18 protein-coding genes are annotated in these 19,202 nt (G+C 71.6%); 7 read left to right on the top strand and 11 right to left on the bottom strand.

Annotated elements, in window-relative coordinates; all coding sequences use genetic code 11:
- Window positions 1-34: 34 nt before the first annotated feature.
- Both CI089_RS03645 and CI089_RS03640 read right to left on the bottom strand, forming a co-directional pair.
- Window positions 35-1,420 carry an HNH endonuclease signature motif containing protein gene (locus CI089_RS03645; protein ID WP_256977453.1) on the bottom strand — a complete coding sequence of 462 codons (1,386 nt, stop codon included), beginning with the start codon at window positions 1,418-1,420 and terminating at the stop codon, window positions 35-37.
- 99 nt (window positions 1,421-1,519) lie between these two features.
- Entirely contained in the window at window positions 1,520-1,939 is a 420-nt protein-coding gene (locus tag CI089_RS03640; RefSeq protein WP_094260304.1) for a GNAT family N-acetyltransferase, read from the bottom strand.
- A gap of 93 nt (window positions 1,940-2,032) precedes the next feature.
- On the opposite strand from CI089_RS03640, the gene CI089_RS03635 reads away from it, so the two are divergent.
- Together CI089_RS03635 and CI089_RS03630 are read left to right on the top strand one after the other, a co-directional pair.
- Window positions 2,033-2,923 carry an NUDIX domain-containing protein gene (locus CI089_RS03635; RefSeq protein ID WP_094260303.1) on the top strand — a complete coding sequence of 297 codons (891 nt, stop codon included), beginning with the start codon at window positions 2,033-2,035 and terminating at the stop codon, window positions 2,921-2,923.
- Window positions 2,920-3,324 carry a DUF2809 domain-containing protein gene (locus CI089_RS03630; RefSeq protein WP_094260302.1) on the top strand — a complete coding sequence of 135 codons (405 nt, stop codon included), beginning with the start codon at window positions 2,920-2,922 and terminating at the stop codon, window positions 3,322-3,324. The genes CI089_RS03635 and CI089_RS03630 overlap by 4 nt, the downstream gene beginning before the upstream one ends.
- On the opposite strand, the gene CI089_RS03625 is transcribed toward CI089_RS03630, so the two are convergent.
- The gene (locus tag CI089_RS03625) at window positions 3,260-3,910 is read right to left on the bottom strand and encodes a TetR family transcriptional regulator (protein ID WP_094260301.1); all 651 of its coding nucleotides are present in this window, start codon (window positions 3,908-3,910) and stop codon (window positions 3,260-3,262) included. The two genes, CI089_RS03630 and CI089_RS03625, sit on opposite strands and share 65 nt — an antisense overlap.
- Window positions 3,911-3,961: 51 nt before the next feature.
- On the opposite strand from CI089_RS03625, the gene CI089_RS03620 reads away from it, so the two are divergent.
- The 5 genes from CI089_RS03620 to CI089_RS03600 are packed head-to-tail and all read left to right on the top strand — an operon-like array spanning window position 3,962 to window position 8,150.
- Window positions 3,962-4,636: a biotin transporter BioY gene (locus CI089_RS03620; protein ID WP_094260300.1), complete on the top strand. Its 675-nt coding sequence runs from the start codon at window positions 3,962-3,964 to the stop codon at window positions 4,634-4,636.
- Complete coding sequence (locus CI089_RS03615) at window positions 4,633-5,742, top strand: AMP-binding protein (protein ID WP_256977450.1); 1,110 nt, start codon at window positions 4,633-4,635, stop codon at window positions 5,740-5,742. Before CI089_RS03620 ends, CI089_RS03615 begins: the two co-directional genes overlap by 4 nt.
- Entirely contained in the window at window positions 5,735-6,859 is a 1,125-nt protein-coding gene (locus tag CI089_RS03610; protein WP_094260298.1) for a thiolase family protein, read from the top strand. The genes CI089_RS03615 and CI089_RS03610 overlap by 8 nt, the downstream gene beginning before the upstream one ends.
- Complete coding sequence (locus CI089_RS03605; RefSeq protein ID WP_256977447.1) at window positions 6,856-7,560, top strand: energy-coupling factor ABC transporter ATP-binding protein; 705 nt, start codon at window positions 6,856-6,858, stop codon at window positions 7,558-7,560. The genes CI089_RS03610 and CI089_RS03605 overlap by 4 nt, the downstream gene beginning before the upstream one ends.
- Complete coding sequence (locus CI089_RS03600; RefSeq protein WP_094261225.1) at window positions 7,554-8,150, top strand: CbiQ family ECF transporter T component; 597 nt, start codon at window positions 7,554-7,556, stop codon at window positions 8,148-8,150. The genes CI089_RS03605 and CI089_RS03600 overlap by 7 nt, the downstream gene beginning before the upstream one ends.
- Window positions 8,151-8,180: 30 nt before the next feature.
- Here the strand turns inward: CI089_RS03600 and CI089_RS03595 are convergent, their stop codons facing one another.
- The 8 genes from CI089_RS03595 to CI089_RS03560 all read right to left on the bottom strand — a co-directional run bounded on the left by CI089_RS03595 (window position 8,181) and on the right by CI089_RS03560 (window position 19,143).
- Entirely contained in the window at window positions 8,181-8,906 is a 726-nt protein-coding gene (locus tag CI089_RS03595; RefSeq protein ID WP_094260297.1) for an anaerobic ribonucleoside-triphosphate reductase activating protein, read from the bottom strand.
- A gap of 1 nt (window position 8,907) precedes the next feature.
- Entirely contained in the window at window positions 8,908-10,704 is a 1,797-nt protein-coding gene (locus CI089_RS03590) for a ribonucleoside triphosphate reductase (RefSeq protein ID WP_094260296.1), read from the bottom strand.
- A gap of 213 nt (window positions 10,705-10,917) precedes the next feature.
- Window positions 10,918-11,517, bottom strand: coding sequence for a hypothetical protein (locus tag CI089_RS03585; RefSeq protein WP_094260295.1), 600 nt, complete (start codon window positions 11,515-11,517; stop codon window positions 10,918-10,920).
- A 73-nt stretch (window positions 11,518-11,590) separates the two neighbouring features.
- On the bottom strand, window positions 11,591-14,617 hold the full coding sequence (locus CI089_RS03580; RefSeq protein ID WP_094260294.1) for an alpha-mannosidase: 3,027 nt from the start codon (window positions 14,615-14,617) through the stop codon (window positions 11,591-11,593).
- Between the two features lie 27 nt (window positions 14,618-14,644).
- Entirely contained in the window at window positions 14,645-15,496 is an 852-nt protein-coding gene (locus tag CI089_RS03575) for a carbohydrate ABC transporter permease (RefSeq protein WP_094260293.1), read from the bottom strand.
- Window position 15,497: 1 nt separating this feature from the next.
- A complete protein-coding gene (locus CI089_RS03570; protein ID WP_094260292.1) occupies window positions 15,498-16,442 on the bottom strand; it encodes a carbohydrate ABC transporter permease in 945 nt (314 codons plus the stop codon).
- Window positions 16,443-16,449: 7 nt separating this feature from the next.
- The gene (locus CI089_RS03565; protein ID WP_094260291.1) at window positions 16,450-17,808 is read right to left on the bottom strand and encodes an extracellular solute-binding protein; all 1,359 of its coding nucleotides are present in this window, start codon (window positions 17,806-17,808) and stop codon (window positions 16,450-16,452) included.
- A 105-nt stretch (window positions 17,809-17,913) separates the two neighbouring features.
- Window positions 17,914-19,143 (bottom strand): ROK family transcriptional regulator, encoded by a 1,230-nt coding sequence (locus CI089_RS03560; protein WP_094260290.1) that lies wholly within the window; start codon window positions 19,141-19,143, stop codon window positions 17,914-17,916.
- Between the last annotated feature and the right edge of the window lie 59 nt (window positions 19,144-19,202).

Here is a 19,202-nt window from a genome sequence, read left to right as displayed (position 1 = left end):
TTGTGCGCGGCGCCGGAGCGTCCCGCGGCTCACGCTAGAACGGCGGCGGTTCATCCCAGGTTCCCGATGGCGCAGGTGGCGGGTCGTCACCGCCGGACGGCACGACGATGGTGAAGGCGACGAGTGGTGGTGGTGCGTCTTCGCGGTAGATGCGTCCGGTCGGTGAGGTCCATACGAGCCGCCCGCCGGGGAGTTGTTGGACGTGCCAGCGGGTGTGGTGTTTGACGTCGTGGTGTCGTTTGCAGAGGTTGGCGAGGTTGCACACGTGGGTGCCCCCGCCGTCGGATGCGGCGATGGTGTGGTCGAGTTCGCAGCGGATGGCGGGTTGTCGGCATCCGGGGAACCGGCAGTGCCGGTCCCGCGCTCGCAGCAGTCTGATCATCGCGCTCGTGGGCCGGTAGCTGTCGCACTCCAGCACGGTTCCGGTGACGGGGTGGGTGAGCAGCCGGTCCCACGAGGTCGCGTTGCCCGCGAGCTCGCGGGCGGTGGCGGCGTCGATGGGGGAGCGCCCGGCGAGGTCGGCGGGCCCCTCGTCCTGACCCATGAGTGTCAGCGCGGATACCGCGACCTGCACGTGTGCGCGGATCGCCCCGAGCGTTCCGTCGCCGTCACCGCTCGCGGTGGGATCGAGGGCCGGCGTCCCGGCGAGCAAGAGGTCGGAGAACACGTCGGCGCGGACCTGGTCGATCGTTCGCGCATCGTCGACGAACGACGACCCGTCGCCTGTTCCAGCGTCGACAACCTCGTCGGCCTGTGCGCGCGCGTTGATGATCTCCCGCGCCTGCCGGGTCAGCCGGTCGACGATCCCGTCGGCGATGACGGTCGGCAGCGTCGCGATGAGATCCGACATCCCATCCGAACTGGGCTGCACCCGCACGCACCGACCGGCCGCGGCCTCCTCGTGCCGCTCGGTGAAGCTCCGCGGGTGCATCCGTTCCGCGATCATCCGCAATGCCTCCAGCACCCGGTTGGGCCTTTCGCCCTCGCACCGTTCGACCGCGACGCGTTCGAACTCCGCCCGCTCCTCCACGGGCACCAGGCATCCGACCTCCTGGATGACCCTCACGTGCCCGCGGACGATGCGCCCGGCCTCCCAGGCCGCCATCGTCACCGGGTAGTTCTCGACCAGATCGCGGGCTTCATCGATCCGGCGCTGCAGGGTCCGGTCGGTCGCGACGAACACCCCGGCCAGCTCCGCCGCGATGCCACGCAGCGCCATCTCCCGCGCCTTGACCTTCTCGGATGCCCCAGCAGCCTGCTTCTCCGCGAGAACCCCCGCTGCCGCGAGCACCCGAACCTCACGGATCTGCACCGCCCGCGCGGCATCCGAAACCCCCTCGGCATCCGCGACCAGCTGAGCGAGGACGTCGACATCACCGTCGCTGCCCATCCCGCCGCCGAGTCCGCCATTCGAATGCATGTTCGAATCATGTCACGGACCTCCGACATCGCGTCCCGACCATCCACAGGCGGCGCCGAGCTGATTACTGCCGCAGCGCGTCCGGCGGTGTTCGCTCTCTCAGCGCTTGGCGGGTGCCGCCCGGCGGACCATCGCGGTCTCGTCGGGCGTCTCGAAGCCGAACTCGGCGTAGAGACTGTGCGCGTCGCGCGTGAACAGCGTCCAGCGGAAGTCGTGCCCGGGACCCTCATCGATCATGCGGCGGAGGATCCGGTGCGCGACGCCCGCGCCCTGGTGCTCGGCGACGACGAAGACGTCGGCGAGGTAGGCGAAGCTCGCACCATCGGAGGCCGCGCGGGCGAAGCCGACCTGTTCTCCGGTGTCGGCACGGTAGGCCCCGACGACCCGCCAGGCCGCGTCGAGTTGCGCCTCGAGCACGGAGCGTTCGCGCCAGCGGCCCCAATAGGCCTCGGACGAGAGCCAGCGCCATACGACCTCGCGCTGGATGCGGGCGGGTGAGTCATCGATCTCGTACTCCACGTCCCCATTGTGCGCCGCAGCCGCGGGGAGAACCCGCTGGTAACACGATGCCAATCACGAGCCCGCGGACCGCGGCTGTGTCAGGCTGTGGGGATGACCGACGATCCCGCCGACGCCCCGCGCCCGCCGCACGGCCCGCGCGATCCGGGCGACGCATGGGTCGTCGCACCCTCGGGGGAGCGGTACTGGGGGCGCTTCGGTGCCGCGGGTCTGCTGGCCGTCGACCCGGAGCGCGGCGTGCTGCTGCAGCATCGGGTGTCGTGGAGCCACTTCGGCGACACCTGGGGTCTTCCCGGAGGCGCGCGTCACGCGGGGGAGTCCGCGCGCGACGGAGCCTTGCGCGAGTCGGCCGAAGAGGCCGGCGTTCCCGCGGATGCCGTCGCGCCGCGGTTCCTGTCGGTGCTCGATGTCGGCGTGTGGACCTACGGCACCCTCGTGGCCGACGTCACGACGCCCTTCCGCCCGGTCATCAGCGATCCCGAGAGCCGCGAGCTCGCGTGGGTTCCCATCGACGAGGTCGAGTCCTTCCCGCTGCATCCCGGCTTCGCGGCATCCTGGCCGCGGCTGCGCAGCCTGCTCTCGGTGCGTCCGACCGTCGTCGTCGACGTCGCGAACGTGGTCGGTTCGGTCCCCGACGGCTGGTGGCGCGACCGCGCCGGCGCTGCCGCGCGGCTGCTCGCCGAGGTGGCGGCGCTGGCCGAGCGGGGGACGGATGCCGCGGGCCTGGAGCTTCCTGAAGACGTCTGGTTCCCGCGTGTGGTGGCTGTCGTCGAAGGGCAGGCCCGCGACGTCATCGCTCCGGCGGGGGTCGAGCTCAGTCGTGCACCGGCCTCCGGTGACGACGCGATCGTCGAGGCGGCCACCGCCGCGGTGGCCGCGGGTGAGCGGGTCAGTGTCGTGACCTCGGATCGCGAGCTGCGCGCTCGCGTCGAGGCGGCGGGGGCCCGGGCGGTCGCGACGTCGTGGCTCCGCGACCGCTTGTGACCGGCCCCGCCGCCCGGCGCTGGGGCGCGGCCGCGCTGGCCGTCGCGGTCGTCGCGGCAGGACTCGTCGTCCACGGCATCCTGCCCGACACCGCCGCGACCGACATCGCCGGCGACGCGCTGTACGCCGTGTTGATCTACGTCCTGGTGGTCGCCGTCGCACCCCGTGCCGGAGCCGTCGTCGTCGCGGCGGTCGCCGGCGGTTGGTGCCTCGCGGTCGAGCTGCTGCAGCTGAGCGATCTGCCCGCGCGGGCAGCTGCCGTCTTCCCGCCGGCGGTCCTGGTGCTCGGGACGGTCTTCGACGCACGCGATCTGCTCGTCTACGTCGTGACGATCGTCATCGCCGGGGCGCTGGATGCCGCGTGGCGCCGCCGGCGAGCACCGTCGTCACCCCGGCGATGATCAGGTCGAGCGCCGCGGTGAAGCCGTCGTCGTCGCCGGCGGCGATGCGCTCGGGCGAGGCGGCGACGCCGCCCGAGGCCGCGCCCCACGCGTCGGCGCTGCGGCGCTGCTGCTGGTGGAAGGTGAAGCCGACGACGAAATGGGTGATGGTGTCGCCGATCGTGTCGGCGAGAGAGGCCGACTCGCCGCGCTCGAGTGCGACGGCCCGGAGCCGTGCGTGCGCGGGTGGCTCGACGAGCCCGAGCGCGAGCGAGCTGGAGACGACCTCGGCCCCGTCGCGGTAGGCGAGCAGGCTGTCGTGCAGGCGCACGGCGACATCTCGTGCGGCGACATCGAGGCTCGTGCCCGCCTCGTGGTCTGCGCTGACCGGACGGAGGATGCGCGCGCTCACGGCCGCGAGCAGCTGCTGCTTGTTCTCGACGTGCCAGTACAGCGCGCTCGGCTGCACGCCGAGATGCTCGGCGAGACGCCTCATCGACAGGTCGGGCAGCCCGACGCGGTCGAGCAGGTCGAGAGCGGCGTCGACGACGTCGTCCCGCGAGCGTCGCGGCGCTCGGCCCCCTCGGTTTGAGTCGTCGGCGATCATGAGGCTACTCTACCTGAACGCCGTTCACGTGAACGGTGTTCAGGAGGAATAGTGACCCCGTCCCGACGTCATGCCCGCCGCTCGCTCGATGCGCCCGATCTCGCCCGCGCCGCCGTGTTCGCCGCGCTCATCGCCGTCCTCGGACTGCCCGGTTCGTTCACGGTGTTCGGCGGAGTGCCGATCACGGCCCAGACCCTCGGAGTGATGCTCGCCGGTGCCGTGCTCGGGCCGGTGGTCGGCGCGGCCTCGGTCGCGACCTTCCTGGCCCTCGTCGCCGTGGGGCTGCCTCTGCTGGCGGGCGGCCGCGGCGGACTCGCCGTCTTCGTCGGCCCGACCGGCGGATATCTGCTCGGCTGGCTGGTCGGAGCGGTCGTCGTCGGTCTGATCGTGCACGCCGGTGGACGTCGGCCGGTGTGGTGGCGGACGGCCGCGGGGATGCTCGTCGGCGGCGTGCTGGTGGTCTACGCCTGCGGCATCCCGGTGCAGAGCCTCGTCCTGCGGCTCGCGGTCGAGCAGGCCGCCCTCGCGAACCTCGCTTTCGTGCCCGGCGACATCGTCAAGGCCGTCATCGCGACCGCCCTCGTGGGCGCGCTCGTCCGCGGGTACCCCCGGGCGTTCCGCCGCACATGGACGACCCGGCGACGCACCGCCGAGACGGAAGGGGCCGACGCTCCCGTCACGGCATCGTCCGCCGACGACCGCGTCGTCGCATCCTCCGCCGAGTGACCGCCCGCATCGTCACGCTCCGCGCCGAGTCCGCGGAGCCCGCCGCAATCATCGAACGGCTCGCGGCCGTCAGACAGGGCGGCGACGTGCCGCTCGTCGTCGACGATCGGTGGCCCGCGGGCATGCGTGCGGAGATCGAGCGGCTCGCGGCCGATACCACGCTGCCCGCCGACGTCGCGTGGGCGACGACGACATCGGGATCAACCGGGGCGCCCCGCATCGTCATCCGCTCCGCGGCGTCGTGGGAGGCGTCCTTCGCCGCGATCGAGCGCCTTCTGGACGCCCGCGACGACGACCGGATGCTGCTGCCGGGCCCGGCCTCGTCATCGCTCACGCTCTTCTCGCTGGCGCATGCGCTCGCCGGCGGCCCGCCCCCGGTGACATCCGAGAGCCGTGCGGCGGCGACGCTCTTCCACGGCACGCCGTCGCACCTGCGCGCCCTCCTGGCGGATCGCCCGTCGGGCCTGCGGGCGGCGCTCGTCGGCGGGGCGGACCTCGACGAGAGCTTGCGCGGCGAGGCGGAGGCCGCCGGTGTGCGCGTCGTGTCGTACTACGGCGCGGCGGAGCTCTCGTTCGTCGCGGTGGACGAGGACGGGCGCGGTCTGCGGGCCTTCCCCGGGGTCGAGATCGACGTCCGCTCGCGCGAGGTCCGGGTGCGCTCGCCGTTCGTCGCGCACGGATACCTCGGCGCCGCGGGACCCCTGCGACGCCAGGGGGAGTGGGCGAGCGTCGGCGACCGGGGGACGATCGGCGACGGTGTGCTGCGACTCGACGGGCGTGCCGACGACGCCATCGTCTCAGGCGGGGTGTCCGTCGTACCGGCGGACGTGGAACGGGTCCTCCGAGACCTCCCCGGCGTCGCCGACGCCGTCGTCGTCGGGGTGCCGAGGCTCGGCGTCGGCGCGCTGGTCGCGGCCCTTGTCGAACCCCGGCCCGGAGCGACGCCCGACCCTGCTGCGCTGCGTGCGGCGGCGGCGGCCGTCCTCGCCCCGGCGCACGTTCCCCGCCTGTGGTTCGTCGGAGACGTGCCCCGCACCACGACCGGCAAGCCGGCTCGGGCCGACGTCCGCCGGATGCTGCACGGCGGCGGGGCGTCGCGTGCCTGAGGTCGTCATCGTCGCCGCGCGGCGCACCCCTCTCACGACGCGCGGACGGGGCCTGGCGGGACTGGGCGTCGACCGTCTCGCCGCACCCGTCCTCCGCGCCGCGGCCGACGATGCGGCCGCCGTGCTCGGCGCGCCGCTGGACGTCGCCGACGTCGTGCTCGGGAACTGCCGCGGCCCCGGCGGCAATCCCGCCCGCGTCGCCGCGCTCGCCGCGGGATGGGGGTTCGGGGTGACGGGGTCGACCGTCGACCGTCAGTGCGGGAGCGGCCTCGCCGCGGTCATCGACGCGTGGCGCGCGATCGCCGCCGGCGACCCGCGGCCGCGCCTGGCCGGAGGGGTCGAGAGCGCGTCGACCGTGCCGGTGCGCAGCGTCGGCGGCGTCGCCTACGAGCGTGCCCCCTTCGCTCCCGCGGGGGTCGCCGACCCCGACATGCTCGACGCGGCCGACGCGCTCGCCGCGCACGACGGCATCGATCGGGAGCGACAGGATGCCGCCGCCCGGCGCAGCCACGACCGCGCGGCGCGCGCCCGCGACGTGGGGCGCTTCGACGACGAGATCGTCGCGATCGCCGGCGTCCGCCACGACGACGGGATCGGTGCCGGTACCCGCGTGCTCGAGCGGCTGCAGCCCGTCCGCGCGGGCGGCACCGTCACGGCGGGGACGGCCACACGCATCGGCGACGGAGCGGCCGCGGTCGCGCTCGTGGACCGGGCCGCGCATCCTGATGCCGCCGGCCTCCTCGTCCGCGGCGGCGCCGTCGTCGGCTGCGACCCCGCGCTGCCGGGTATCGGCGCGGCGCCCGCGATCGAGGCGGCCCTCGCCGACGCGGGGACCGCCCTCGCCGACGTGACGGCCTTCGAGATCGTCGAGGCCTTCGCGGCGCAGTCGCTCGCAGTGCTCGGCCGGCTCGGGATCGCCGACGACGACCCTCGCGTCTGTGCGGACGGCGGCGCGCTCGCCCTCGGTCATCCGTGGGGGGCGAGCGGTGCCGTCGCCGTCGTGCGGCTGTTCTCCCGACTCGTCCGCGGCGGTGCGCCGGCCGGATCGATCGGTGTCGCCGCGGCATCCGTCGGCGGCGGGATGGGCGTTGCGCTCGTCGTCGAGGTCGTCCGGTGACGCGCGGTGACGGGCGCGGCATCCGGTTCGACCGCGTCGGGGTGCGCCTCGGCGACGCCGACGTGCTCGCGGACCTCACGCTCGACCTCGATGCCCGCCTCATCGCCGTCGTCGGCGACAACGGTTCGGGCAAGTCGACGCTCGCCCGGCTCGTCGGCGGGCTCGCGCGCCCGACGGCGGGACGCGTCGAGGTCCTCGGCCTCGACGCCGTGCGCGACGCCGCCGAACTGCGACGCCGCATCGCCGTGGTCTTCAGCAACCCCGACGCGCAGATCGTCATGCCGACGGTCGCCGAGGACGTCGCGTTCTCGCTGCGCAGCGAGCGGACGAGCCGCGCCGAGCGCGCCGCACGGGTCGACCGGGCGCTCGACCGGTTCGGGCTCGCCGGGCTGCGCGATCATCCGGCGCACGAGCTGTCGGGCGGCCAGAAGCAGCTGCTCGCGCTGTGCGGCGCGTTCGTGCGGGATCCCGAGCTCGTGGTGGCCGACGAGCCCACCGCGTTCCTCGACGGGCGCAATGCCGACCGGATCGCCTCACACCTCCTCGCCGACACCGGCCACCGGCTGCTACTCGTGACCCACGACCTCGCCCTCGCTCGACGTTGCGAGGTGGCCGTGCACGTCGCCGGCGGTCGCGTCGCCGCGTGGGGAGCGGCCGACGAGGTCGTCGACGGGTACGAGCGGTCGTGGCGCGGATGCTGACGCTCTACCGCCCCGGCGACCGCGGCTGGCACAGGATGCCGGCGGGCCCGAAGACGGCGATCCTCCTGCTGCTCGTGCTCGGTATCTCGCTCGTGCCCTCGAGCGTTCCCGCGGCGCTCGGCGGGGCCCTTTTCGCCCTGACCTGCTACGCCGTGCCGGGCACGGGCTGGCGCGAGCTCGGGCGCCAGGTGTGGGCGCTGCGGTGGCTGCTGGTCGTGTCGTTCGCGGGGCAGGCCGTCTTTCTGGGGCTCGAGCCGGCGGTGCTCGGCACCGTGCGCGTCGCCGTCGCTGTGCTCCTCGCCGCCCTCCTCGCCCTCACCACGCCCGTCACCGCGCTGCTCGACCTGTTCGAACGCGCCCTCCGGCCGGCGCGCCGGGTGGGGGTGGATGCCGAGCGCATGGCGCTGCTGCTCGTCGTGGCGCTCGGAACCGTGCCCACGCTCGCGCGGCTCGCCCGCGACGTCCGGGACGCCCACCGGGCGCGGGGCGCGGGTCGCGGCATCCGTTCGTCGGTGTTCGCCTTCATCGTTCTGGCCCTGAAGCACGCCGACGACCTCGGCGACGCCCTCACCGCGCGAGGCGTGCGCTGAACCGCGCCGAGTTCGCGCAACCCCCGCGTCTCACCTCACGTCGACGCGCTCGAACCGTTCCCGCGGCACGCGGTCGAGCCGCAGCGAGGCGGCGACCGGCGCCCCGCACCGACTGCCCGTCGCGCGGAACCGCTGGATCGCCCACCGCCGCACCCCGCGGTCGGCCAGCAGCTCGCCGAGCTCGCCGAGCCGGGCGTCGTCGATGAGGTCTGGGTGCACCGTCGTGCGGACCTCGACGTCGAGCGGATGCCGCGAGGCGGCACGCTCGCGCTGGGCGGCGAGCACGAGGTCGAGCGAGCGCAGCGCGGCGCGTCCGCTCGGACCTCGGCCCGTCACGCCGGCGTAGTCGTCGGCCCCCGCTTTGGCATCGAGGCCGATCCACGACAGGGCCGGCAGCACGGCCTCGAGCAGGTCCGGGTACGCGCCGCCCGTATGCAGCCCGACGTCGAACCCGAGCTCGCGGGTCCGTGCGACCGCGTCGGGGAGGGCGCGCTGCATCGTCGGCTCACCGCCCGAGAAGACCACCCCGTCGAGCAGGCCGCGGCGCTCGCCGAGGAAGGCGGTGACCCCCTCCCACGGCATCCTGCCGCGCCTACGCGGATCGATCAGTTCGGGGTTGTGGCAGTAGCGGCAGTCCCACGGGCATCCCTGGAGGAACACGGTCGCCACCAGGCGGCCGGGCCAGTCGACGGTCGAGAACCGCGAGAGTCCCGCGATGCGCAGCTCGGAGGCGCTGCGACCCGCGACGGCGGCCACGTCACACGACCGCCGCGGCGCGTTCGTACGAGAAGGGCACACGCTCGGCCGCCTCGCCTCGCTTGCCGATGTTGAACGACGAGACCGGCCGGAAGTAGCCCATCACCCGTGTCCACACCTCGCATCCGGCGCCGCACTGCGGACATGACGCGTGGTCGCCCGAGAGGTACCCGTGCTGGGGACAGATCGAGAACGTCGGCGTGATCGTGATGTACGGGATGCGGAACCGCTCGAGCGAACGGCGGACGAGAGCCTTGCACGCCTCGGCCGTCGGTGCGGCCTCGCCCATGTAGAGGTGCAGCACGGTGCCGCCGGTGTACTTCTGCTGCAGCCCCTCCTGGAGCTCCATCGCCAGGAACGGGTCGTCGGTGAACGCGACCGGCAGCTGCGACGAGTTCGTGTAATACGGATTGGCCGCCGTGCCGGCATGGCGGATGCTCGGGAAGCGCGCCATGTCGGCGCGGGCGAAGCGGTAGGTCGCCGACTCGGCGGGGGTGGCCTCGAGGTTGTAGAGGTGCCCGGTCTGCTCCTGGAACTCCACCATGCGAGCGCGCACGTGATCGAGCAGGTCTGCGGCGAACCGCATCCCCTCCTCGGTGGTGATGTCGTGCCGGTCGTCGGTGAAGTTGCGCACCGCCTCGTTGAGACCGTTGACCCCGATCGTGGAGAAGTGGTTCGCGAGAGTTCCGAGGTACCGCCTGCTGTAGGGGTAGAGACCGGCGTCGAGGTGGCGTCCGATGGCAATGCGCTTGGCCTCGAGGCTGTCGCGGGCGATCTCGAGCAGCCGGTCGAGCTGCGCGTACAGGCCCGCGCGGTCGCCGGCGTGCACGAACCCGAGCCGGGCGCAGTTGATCGTGACGACGCCGATCGAACCGGTCTGCTCGGCCGAGCCGAACAGGCCGTTGCCGCGCTTCAGGAGCTCCGTGAGGTCGAGCTGCAGGCGGCAGCACATCGAGCGGATCATTCCGGGATCGAGGTCGGAGTTCACGAAGTTCTGGAAGTAGGGCAGGCCGTACTTCGCCGTCATCCCGAACAGCGCCTCGACCTCCGGGGCGTCCCAGTCGAAGTCCTTCGTGATGTTGTAGGTCGGGATGGGAAAGGTGAACGCCCGGCCGTCGGTGTCGCCCTCCGTCATGACCGACAGGAAAGCGCGGTTGATCATCGCCATCTCGGGCGCGAGGTCGCCGTAGGTGAAGTCGGCGAGGCGCCCGCCGACGAGCGGGCGCTGGTCGGCGAGGTCGTCGGGGCAGGTCCAGTCGAAGGTCAGATTGGTGAACGGGGTCTGGGTGCCCCACCGCGAGGGGACGTTGAGGTTGAACACGAGCTCCTGGATGCCCTGGCGCACGGCTCGCTCATCGAGCCCATCGAGCCGCACGAAGGGCGCGAGGTAGGTGTCGAACGAGCTGAACGCCTGGGCACCCGCCCACTCGTTCTGGAGGGTGCCGAGGAAGTTGACGATCTGACCGAGGGCGCTCGAGAAGTGCTTCGGCGGGGCTGACGAGATCGCGCCGGGCACGCCGTTGAACCCCTGTTCGAGGAGCTGTCGCAGCGACCAGCCGGCGCAGTAGCCGGCGAACACGTCGAGATCATGGATGTGGATGTCACCGTCGCGGTGCGCGGCTCCGGCCTCGGGCGCATAGACCTCGTCGAGCCAGTAGTTGGCGATGAGCTTGCCCGAGGCGTTGAGGATCAGCCCGCCCAGGCTGTAGCCCTGGTTCGCGTTCGCGTTGACGCGCCAGTCGTGCTTCTGCAGATACTCGTCGACGGTCGCCCGGACGGCGATGGAGCGCGTGGTCATGTGAGTCCCTTCACGAGATTTCCCAGATATGGGGGTCGGATCTCGATTCAGCCACTACATGATGTGCCCGATCCGCGTGGCGCGCCGGAACAAATACGCGTCAGGGCCCGCGCGTCAACGGCGGAGGATGTCGCGAACATCGGACTCATCGTGCGCGTCGGTCCGACGTTTGCGAGATCCTCCGAAGCTGGCGACTCGCCGCGGGGCGCGAGGTCAGCGGAGGCCGAGCAGGCGCGCGGCCACGTCGACCGCGGCGGGTCCGTCGAGCGCCGGCCGGTCGGCCCACTGCCCGCCCGTGACGATGACCTCGACGTCGGGGAGGGCGACCGTCGTCACGATCACTCCCGCCACCGCAACCGTCGTGCCTGCGGTGTACGCGATGCCGCCCGCGGCCTCGACGTCGGCATCCGGAATCGGAGTGAACCCGATGGTCTCCAGCTCGGCGGCGCTCAGCGGGGGAGCCGGGTCGGGGCTGATCGACACCTCGACCGAGCGGATGTCGTCGAGGTCGATCGTGCCCTCGGGGGCACCCCATCCGCACAGCGTGCCGTACTCGTCCGATCCGTTGTCCTCGCGCGCGACGAGGCCGTCGATGTAGGGCGCGACGACAGCCTCGACGGCAGTGCAGTCCGGGCTCGCGAACGCCCGCGTCCCTTCGTCCTCGGGGGCCGCGCTCGGTGCGCCCGGCGCGTTCGCGGCCGGCGTCGAGCCGTCGGTGCCGGCGCCCGTGCCCTCCGCAGCCGGGGTGCAGCCCGCAGTCAGCGCGGCGGCGGCGAACACCAGAACGAGGGGAACGAGGCGCCGGGTCATCACGCGACGATGCTAGCGACATCGCGACATCGCGACATCCGGCGGGCACCGTGCTGCGGCTCCGGGGTTCGCGTCGTCAGCGGGCGAAGCGGAGCGTCACGATCTCGAACGGGCGCAGGGAGAGGGGAACGGCGTCGTCGACGAGGGCGGATGCCGCGACCTCGCGCTCGAGCAGATCGGTCTGAACCACCGCGAGCGCGTCGAAACCGGGGCGCACGACCGTGTCGACACGGCGGCCGAGTGCCTCGTACAGCCGCACGACGACGTCGCCCGAGCCGTCCTCGGCGAGTTTGACCGCTTCGACGACGACCCCCGGGTCTTCCACCGCCACGATCGGTTCGATCTCGGTTGCGCTCCCCGTCACCAGCCGCTCGGGCAGATTCAACCGATAGCCCTCGACGACGGCATCCTCGACGTCCGCGCCGACGACCAGGCCGACCCGCAGGGCATACGCGCCCTGATCCTGCGTGGGATCGGGGAACAGCGCCGATCGGATGAGCGACAGGCGGACGATCGAGATCGTGCCGCCGCCGGCCGAGCGCTCGGCCCGCGTGATGTCGTGACCGTAGGTGGAGTCGTTCGCGACCGCGACACCGAAGCCGGGCTCGCCCACGCGCACCCATCGCTGCGCGACGGTCTCGAAGCGGGCGGAATCCCACGACGTGTTCGTGTGGGTCTTCCGCTCAATGTGACCGAACTGCACCTCCGACGTCGCACTGTCGGTGTGCACGTCGACGGGGAACGCGAGCTTGAGCAGCTTCTGCGACTCGTGCCAGTCGAGCTCGAACCCGAGCGACACGGTGCGCGACCCGGCATCGAGCCCGATGCGCTCGACGACCCGCGACGACCCGAACGACCGGGTGACGACGATCTCGTCGCCGTCGACCTCGAGCCCGTCGAGGTCGGTGAGGTCGGTCACGGTGTTCCGGTAGTGCACGTCGACGTCCCAGGCATCCCACTGGGTCGGGGTGTCGCGGTGCAGCTGCAGCAGCGCGGACGCCGCGCCCGGCGGCACGCTGTCCCGGCCGCTCGCCAGGTCGACCGCCGAGACGATCAGGCCGCGATCGTCGACCACCACGCGCACGACGCCGTTGTCGAGCACCCAGCCCTCGGGCGAGCGTTCGGGGCGCACGCGGGATGCCGGGGCCGCGAGCGCGGCTCCGAGCGCCGGAACACCGCCGCGCGCGTGCGGCGCGGCATTGACCCGGAGCTCGTGCGTCTCTCCCGGCGCGGTCGCCCCCGCCAACGCCGTCAACGCGTCGCCGATGATCTCCTCGAGCTCACGGGCGACCGCGGCGTAGTTGCGCTCGGCGTCCTGGTACACCCAGGCGATCGAGGATCCCGGCAGGATGTCGTGGAACTGCTGCAGCAGCACCGTCTCCCACACTCGGGCGAGCCTCTCGGCGGGATAGGGCGCGCCGGTGCGCACGGCCGCGGTGGTCGCCCACAGCTCGGCCTCGCGCAGCAGGTGCTCACTGCGGCGGTTGCCCTGCTTGGTGGCGAGCTGGCTCGTGTAGGTGCCGCGGTGGAACTCCAAGTACAGCTCGCCGACCCAGACCTCCGGCTCGGGATACTCGGCCTCGGCGGTCTCGAAGAATCGCCGGGGCGTCGAGTGGACGACACGCGGCGAGCCCTCGAGCGAGGTGGTGCGGGCGATCGCGGCTGTCATCTCGCGGGTGGGGCCGCCGCCGCCGTCGCCGAAGCCGTACGGGAGCAGCGAGACGGTGCCGCGCCCCTTGTCGGCGTAGTTGCGTTCGGCGTGCGCGAGCTCGGCCGCCGAGACGACCGAGTTGTACGAGTCGACCGGCGGGAAGTGGGTGAACAGCCGCGTGCCGTCGATGCCCTCCCACCGGAACGTGTGGTGCGGCATCCGGTTCGTCTCGTTCCACGAGGTCTTCTGCGTGAGGAACCAGCGCGCGCCCGCGGCCTTCGCGATCTGCGGTAGGGCACCGCTGTAGCCGAACGAATCGGGAAGCCACACCTCGGGGGTGTCGATGCCGAACTCGCGCCGGAAGAACCCCTTGCCGGCGATGAACTGCCGGGCCAGAGCCTCCGCGCCCGGCAGGTTCGTGTCGGATTCGACCCACATGCTGCCGACCGGCACGAACCTGCCCTCGGCCACGCGTGCCCGGATGCGCTCGAACAGGTCGGGGTAGTACTTTTTCACCCACGCGTACTGCTGCGCCGACGACGCGGCGAAGACGAAGTCGGGATCCTCGTCCATGAGCGAGAGGACGTTCGAGAAGGTCCGGGCGACCTTCCGCACCGTCTCGCGCACCGGCCACAGCCACGCCGAGTCGATGTGGGCGTGCCCCACGGCGTGCAGCGTGTGCGCGCTCGCCGAGGCCGGAGCCGCGAGAACGGGAGCGAGCACGGCGCGGCCCGCAGCCGCGGTGCTCGCGACGTCGTGCGGGTCGACGACGTCGATCATCCGTTCCAAGGCGAGAAGGATGTCGGCACGCCGAGGAGAGGTCGCGTCGAGCTGCGCCGCGAGCCCCCGGAGCGCCGACGTGTCGGCCAGGAGAGCCGTGACCTCGAGGTCGCGCAGTCGCACATCGACCGTCCGCAGCACGTAGACGGGATCCTCCCCGGCGGTCGCCCGGTCGCCGACCGGTGTCGGCGCGAAGGTGAAGATGCTCCCGACGTCGGGGTTCGAGGCGCCCTCGACGAAGACGTCGATCGCACCGCCCGGCGACACCGCCTCGGTCACCGCATTGTTGAACGGGGCGATCCCGCGCAGCGGCCGGCCGTCGAGCGACCACACCATAGCCTCGCACTGGAAGCCCGCCTGCCCGGACGTGAAGCCGAGGTCGACGACGAGCTCGGCGCGCGTCCCGGGGATCGGCCGGCCGTCGTCGAACCAGTCGGCCGGCGCATCGCCCGTGACGCGGAACCACGTCGTCCCCCAGGGGCGCCCCCAGGGCTGACCGACCTCGATCGGGCGGTAAGCGCCTGCGCGGGCCTCGTCGAAGGGCACCGGTTCGCCCGGTGCGTCCCAGGCGGTGACCGAGACCGGATGCGAAGCGCGGTGGATCGCGGGGGCCAGACGTTCGCGGACGAATCGGTCGATGCGCAGCAGCGCGAGGGTGGAGCGGTCGTGCATGGAGGAGCCTTTCACGGAGGAAGCGGGTCAGCCCTTGACGGAGCCGGCGAGGGCGAACGAGCCGCCCGAGAAGCGCTGGACGAGGACGTACAGCACCACCATCGGTGCGGCGTAGAGCACCGAGTAGGCGGCGAGCTGCCCGTAGGCGATCGAGCCGTACTGACCGAAGAAATTGAAGATCGACACCGCCGCCGGAAACTTCGACGACGTGAACAGCAGCACGAAGGGGACGAAGAAGTTCCCCCAGGCGGTCGTGAAGACGAAGATGAACACGACGCCGATGCCCGAGCGCATGAGCGGGATGACGATGCGCGCGAGGGCTTGCATCGACCCGGCGCCGTCGACCCAGGCTGCCTCTTCGAGAGAGATCGGCACCGAGTCCATGAAGTTCTTCAGCATCCAGATCGCCATCGGCAGCGATGTCGCGGCCATGAAGACGATGACGCCCCAGACCGAGTCGAGCAGTCCGAACGAGACGAACAGCGCGTAGACGGGCACCATCATGGCGGTGATCGGCAGCCCGGTGCCGAAGAGGATGGCGTACATGAAGGTCTTCTGGAACCGCATCGCGTAGCGCGACAGCGGGTAGGCCGCCAGCACTCCGACGACCACGGTGATGACGGCGGTTCCGAGCGAGACGAGGATCGAGTTCAGGAGGGGCTGGAACGTGAGCTCCCACGTCATCACCTGCGTGTAGTTCTCGAGCGTCCACGTCTCGGGGACCTTCATCGTGACCTTCGCGTCGCCGTCGAACGACGCGAAGACGATCCACAGCAGCGGCACGAGGAAGAGCACGCCGATGGCCGCGAGGATCACCGATGACAGCGCGGTCTGAGCCCGCTTCCGCGGCGCCGAGACGGAGGTGGCGATGGTGGCCATGTCAATCGACCTCCGGCTTGAGGATGCGGATGTAGACGGCGGAGAAGACCGCGCCGATCAGGAGCGTCACGACCGCGATCGCGGTGCCGTATCCGACCTGGGCGAACTTGAACGCCTCCTGGAACGCCAGCACGGGGAGCGTCGACGACTGCGTTCCCGGACCGCCCCCGGTCATCACCCAGATGAGCGTGAACACGCCGAGCGTCTGCAGCGTCGTCAGCAGCAGATTGGTGGAGATGGAACGGCGGATGACGGGGAGGGTGACGCGGATGAAGCGCTGCCAGGCTCCTGCGCCGTCGATCGTCGCGGCCTCGATCAGCTCCGGCGGCACCTCGGCGAGTGCCGCGTTGTAGACCATCATCGAGAAGGCGGTACCCCGCCAGATGTTCGCGAGAATGACCGCGAGCATCGGGAAGTAGTACAGCCAGCTCGTGCCCTCGAGTCCGAACCAGCCGAGGAACGTGTTGAGCGTGCCGTCGGTCTGGAAGAAGGCGTAGAGGGCGAAGGCGGCGACGATCTCGGGCAGCACCCACGCCAGCACCACGAGTCCGCCGACGAGCGAACGCAGCGGCTTCACCGAGTTGCGGATGAGGACGGCGAGCAGCATCCCGAGCACGTTCTGACCGATCACGGCGGACGCGAGGACGAACACGACGGTGAGCCCGAGAGAGAGCCAGAACTCTCCCGAGGTGAAGAGGGCCGTGTAGTTGTCGAGTCCGATGAACTGCGGGTTCGCGGCGCGGGGGCCGGTCATCGCGCGGTCGGTCAGCGAGCCGTAGAGCGCGTAGACGATCGGTCCGAGCATGAAGGCCAGCAGCAGGAGCACCGCGGGCAGCAGCGGGAGCAGTCGTGCGGCGGCACGGCCGGCCGACCGGCCGGACCGGGAGGTGATGTCCCGGCCCGGACGGTGCCGACCGCCGGTGGTGACGGTGGCGGTGGCGGTCATCGCTGGATCAGCCCGCCTGCGTGTTCTCCTCGCCGACGATGCCGACGAGAGCGGAGTCGTACGCGGCCTGGGCATCCTGCGGTGTCGCCTGACCGGTGAAGATCGACTCGGTCGCGCGCGGGATGTTCGCCGAGATCTGCGAGTAGTCGGGCGTCGCCGGCCGGAAGTGGGTGTACGGCACGAGCGATGAGAAGAACTCGAACGACGGGTTGTAGTCGAGGTACTCCTGACTGGCGGCGACATCCTTGCGCACCGCGATCTGCCCGGCCTCCTGGTGGTACATCAGCGCGTTCTCAAAGGTCAGCGCCTGCGCGATGAAATCGAACGCGGCCTGCGGATTCTTCGCGTTGGATCCCATCGCGAGCGTCCAACCGCCGGACATCGAGGTGAAGCCGTCGCCGCCGCCGTTCTGCGTCGGCATCGCGGCGAAGCCCATGGTCTGCTCCCACTCCGGCCAGGCGTTCTCGCCGTCGATCCAGTTGCTCGGCAGCCACGAGCCATCGAGCGCGATCGCGATTCCGCCCTGGGGGAGGAGCTCGGTGCTGACCTTCGTGCCCCAACCGGCGTCGAGCGCCTGCGCGGGGTCGGGGCCGAGCTTCTCCTCGGCGACGGTCTGGTAGAACTCGAGCGCGTCGAGGAACCCGGCCGACCCGGTGACCCACTTGTTCGTGTCGGTGTCGAGCAGCTCGTCCTCCGTGCCGTAGAGCAGCATCTCGAAGCCCTGCATCGAGGTCGCCTCGCCCAGCGCCTGCGACGCGTAGATGTTGAACGGGATGACGTCGGGATTGCTCTCCTTGATGGTCCGCGCGGCCTCGAGCACGTCGTCCCAGCTCTTCGGCGCCCAGTCCTCGGGCAGGCCGGCCGCAGCGAAGAGCTGCTTGTTGAAGTAGAGGCCCCGGGTGTCGGTGCCGAGCGAGACGCCGTACGTCTTGCCGTCGTCGCCGAGGCCGGCCTGCTTGGCGCCGTCGTCGTACTGCTCCCACTGGTCCCAGTCGGCGAGGTAGTCGTCGATGGGCTGCAGGTATCCGGCGGCGGCATCCGATCGGATCTGGAAGGTGTCCTCGTAGATGACATCGGGGGCGGTCCCCGCCGACCCGTTCATCAGCGCCAGCTTGGTGAAGTACTGGTCCTGCTCGGCCTCGATCGGCACGAGCTCGACGGTCATCCCCTCGTTCGCGGCCTCGTACTCCTCTTTCACCTTCTTCATCAGCTCGTCCATCGCCGTGAACGAGGTGGTCTTCTGATAGGCGACCCGGATCGTGTCGGACGACGCGTCGCCGTCCCCGCCACCGCTGCCACAGCTCGTGAGAGCGAGTGAGAACGCCGCGATTCCGACGACCGCCGCGGTCGTGGTGGATCTCTTCATGGTCGAAGCTCCTTTGCTTTGACGAGGGCGCTGGTGCGCGCGCACGTCTTTTATAAACCAAATGGAATAAAAGAACAAGGCTTCGCCGGACCTTTCTTGCCGAGGTCAGTCCGTCGTGCCGGCGATCATCAGGTCGGTCGGGCGCGGCGTCATCGCGGCGTCGAGCACGAGACACGCGGCGCCGACAGCGGCCGCGTCGGTGACCAGGCCGCTCTCGAGCACCCGGATGCCGCGGACCGTGGCCGTCTCGGTGCTGGACGCGACCGCCTCGACGAGGGCGGGACCCGCGGTCGCCGAGAGCAGCGTCCACAGCGGGCCGCCGACGACCACGACATCCGCGTCGAGGAGGTTGTTGATCTGCACGACGGCCCGCGCGAGGCTCGCCCCCGCGCGCCGTACGGCGGTCATGGCGCGGTCGTTCCCGCGCTGCGCGCGTGAGGCGAGATCGCGCACGTGCTCGCGGAGGGCAGAGGCGGCGACCGGCTCTCCGCCGTCGATGACGCCGGCGTCGACGAGCAGTCGCTCGGGCGCGATGGCGGCGCCGAGGCATCCGTGCTGACCGCATCCGCACGCCGGACCGCCGGGTTCGACGACGAGGTGGGCGACGTCGCCGGCGTTGCCCGTTCGGCCCCGGATCGGCGTGCCGTCCACAGCGAGCCCCGCTCCGACGCCGGCCCCGTAGTACACGAAGATCGAGTCCTGCAGTTCCTGGGCGGCGTCCCGCCAGAGCTCGCCCACCATCGCCGCGACGACATCCTTCTCGACCGTCGTCGGCAGCCCCGTCGCCTCGTGCAGCAGAGCCCCCAGGGCGAGGTCGTGCCAGACCGGGGGCAGGAGCGGGGGCTCGAACAGGACGCCCGCCTCTGCGTCGAGCGGGCCCGGGGTGGCGACGCCGATCCCGAGCACCGAGGAGCGCGATCGGCCGCCCTCGGCGAGCAGGGACTCCACGGTGCCGACGAGGTCGTCGAGGATCTGCTCGCGTGTCGCATCGGGCCGTGGGGTGCGCTCGGTCTGTGCGACGACCTGGCCCAGCAGGTCGACGACCACGACCGTCTCGACGGCCGGATCGAGATGGATGCCGACGGCGCAGCGCGCCGCGGGGTCGAGCTGGAGCGGGGTCCGGGGCTTGCCGGGGCCGGTGACGACCGGGGTGCCCTCGCGTACCCAGCCCTCGGCGACGAGACGGCGGGCGACGTTGCTGAGCGTCTGCGCGGAGAGCCCCGTGCGGGCGGCCAGTTCGATACGGCTGATGCCCTCGGGGGAGCGCCGGATCAGGTCGAGCACGAGCGTCTGGTTGTACGTGCCGACGGCCGGCAGATTCGAGCCGCGTCTCATGGTTCCTCCCGTCGAACCATACTGCGCGGGCGCATGACGAAGGCCCGCCCGGCGAACCG

This window comes from Microbacterium sp. Yaish 1, from assembly GCF_002245215.1.
In the GTDB taxonomy this organism is placed as follows: Bacteria; Actinomycetota; Actinomycetes; order Actinomycetales; family Microbacteriaceae; genus Microbacterium.
Note: the sequence above shows the minus strand (reverse complement) of the source record. Positions and strands in the feature narration are given on the sequence as shown.

Excerpts from the sequence above, each read along its gene's own strand:
- CI089_RS03645 (WP_256977453.1), bottom strand. The coding sequence starts at position 1,420 with ATGCATTCGAATGGCGGACTCGGCGGCGGGATGGGCAGCGACGGTGAT.
- CI089_RS03635 (WP_094260303.1), top strand. The coding sequence starts at position 2,033 with ATGACCGACGATCCCGCCGACGCCCCGCGCCCGCCGCACGGCCCGCGC.
- CI089_RS03625 (WP_094260301.1), bottom strand. The coding sequence starts at position 3,910 with ATGATCGCCGACGACTCAAACCGAGGGGGCCGAGCGCCGCGACGCTCG.
- CI089_RS03600 (WP_094261225.1), top strand. The coding sequence starts at position 7,554 with ATGCTGACGCTCTACCGCCCCGGCGACCGCGGCTGGCACAGGATGCCG.
- CI089_RS03590 (WP_094260296.1), bottom strand. The coding sequence starts at position 10,704 with ATGACCACGCGCTCCATCGCCGTCCGGGCGACCGTCGACGAGTATCTG.
- CI089_RS03580 (WP_094260294.1), bottom strand. The coding sequence starts at position 14,617 with ATGCACGACCGCTCCACCCTCGCGCTGCTGCGCATCGACCGATTCGTC.
- CI089_RS03575 (WP_094260293.1), bottom strand. The coding sequence starts at position 15,496 with ATGGCCACCATCGCCACCTCCGTCTCGGCGCCGCGGAAGCGGGCTCAG.
- CI089_RS03570 (WP_094260292.1), bottom strand. The coding sequence starts at position 16,442 with ATGACCGCCACCGCCACCGTCACCACCGGCGGTCGGCACCGTCCGGGC.
- CI089_RS03565 (WP_094260291.1), bottom strand. The coding sequence starts at position 17,808 with ATGAAGAGATCCACCACGACCGCGGCGGTCGTCGGAATCGCGGCGTTC.
- CI089_RS03560 (WP_094260290.1), bottom strand. The coding sequence starts at position 19,143 with ATGAGACGCGGCTCGAATCTGCCGGCCGTCGGCACGTACAACCAGACG.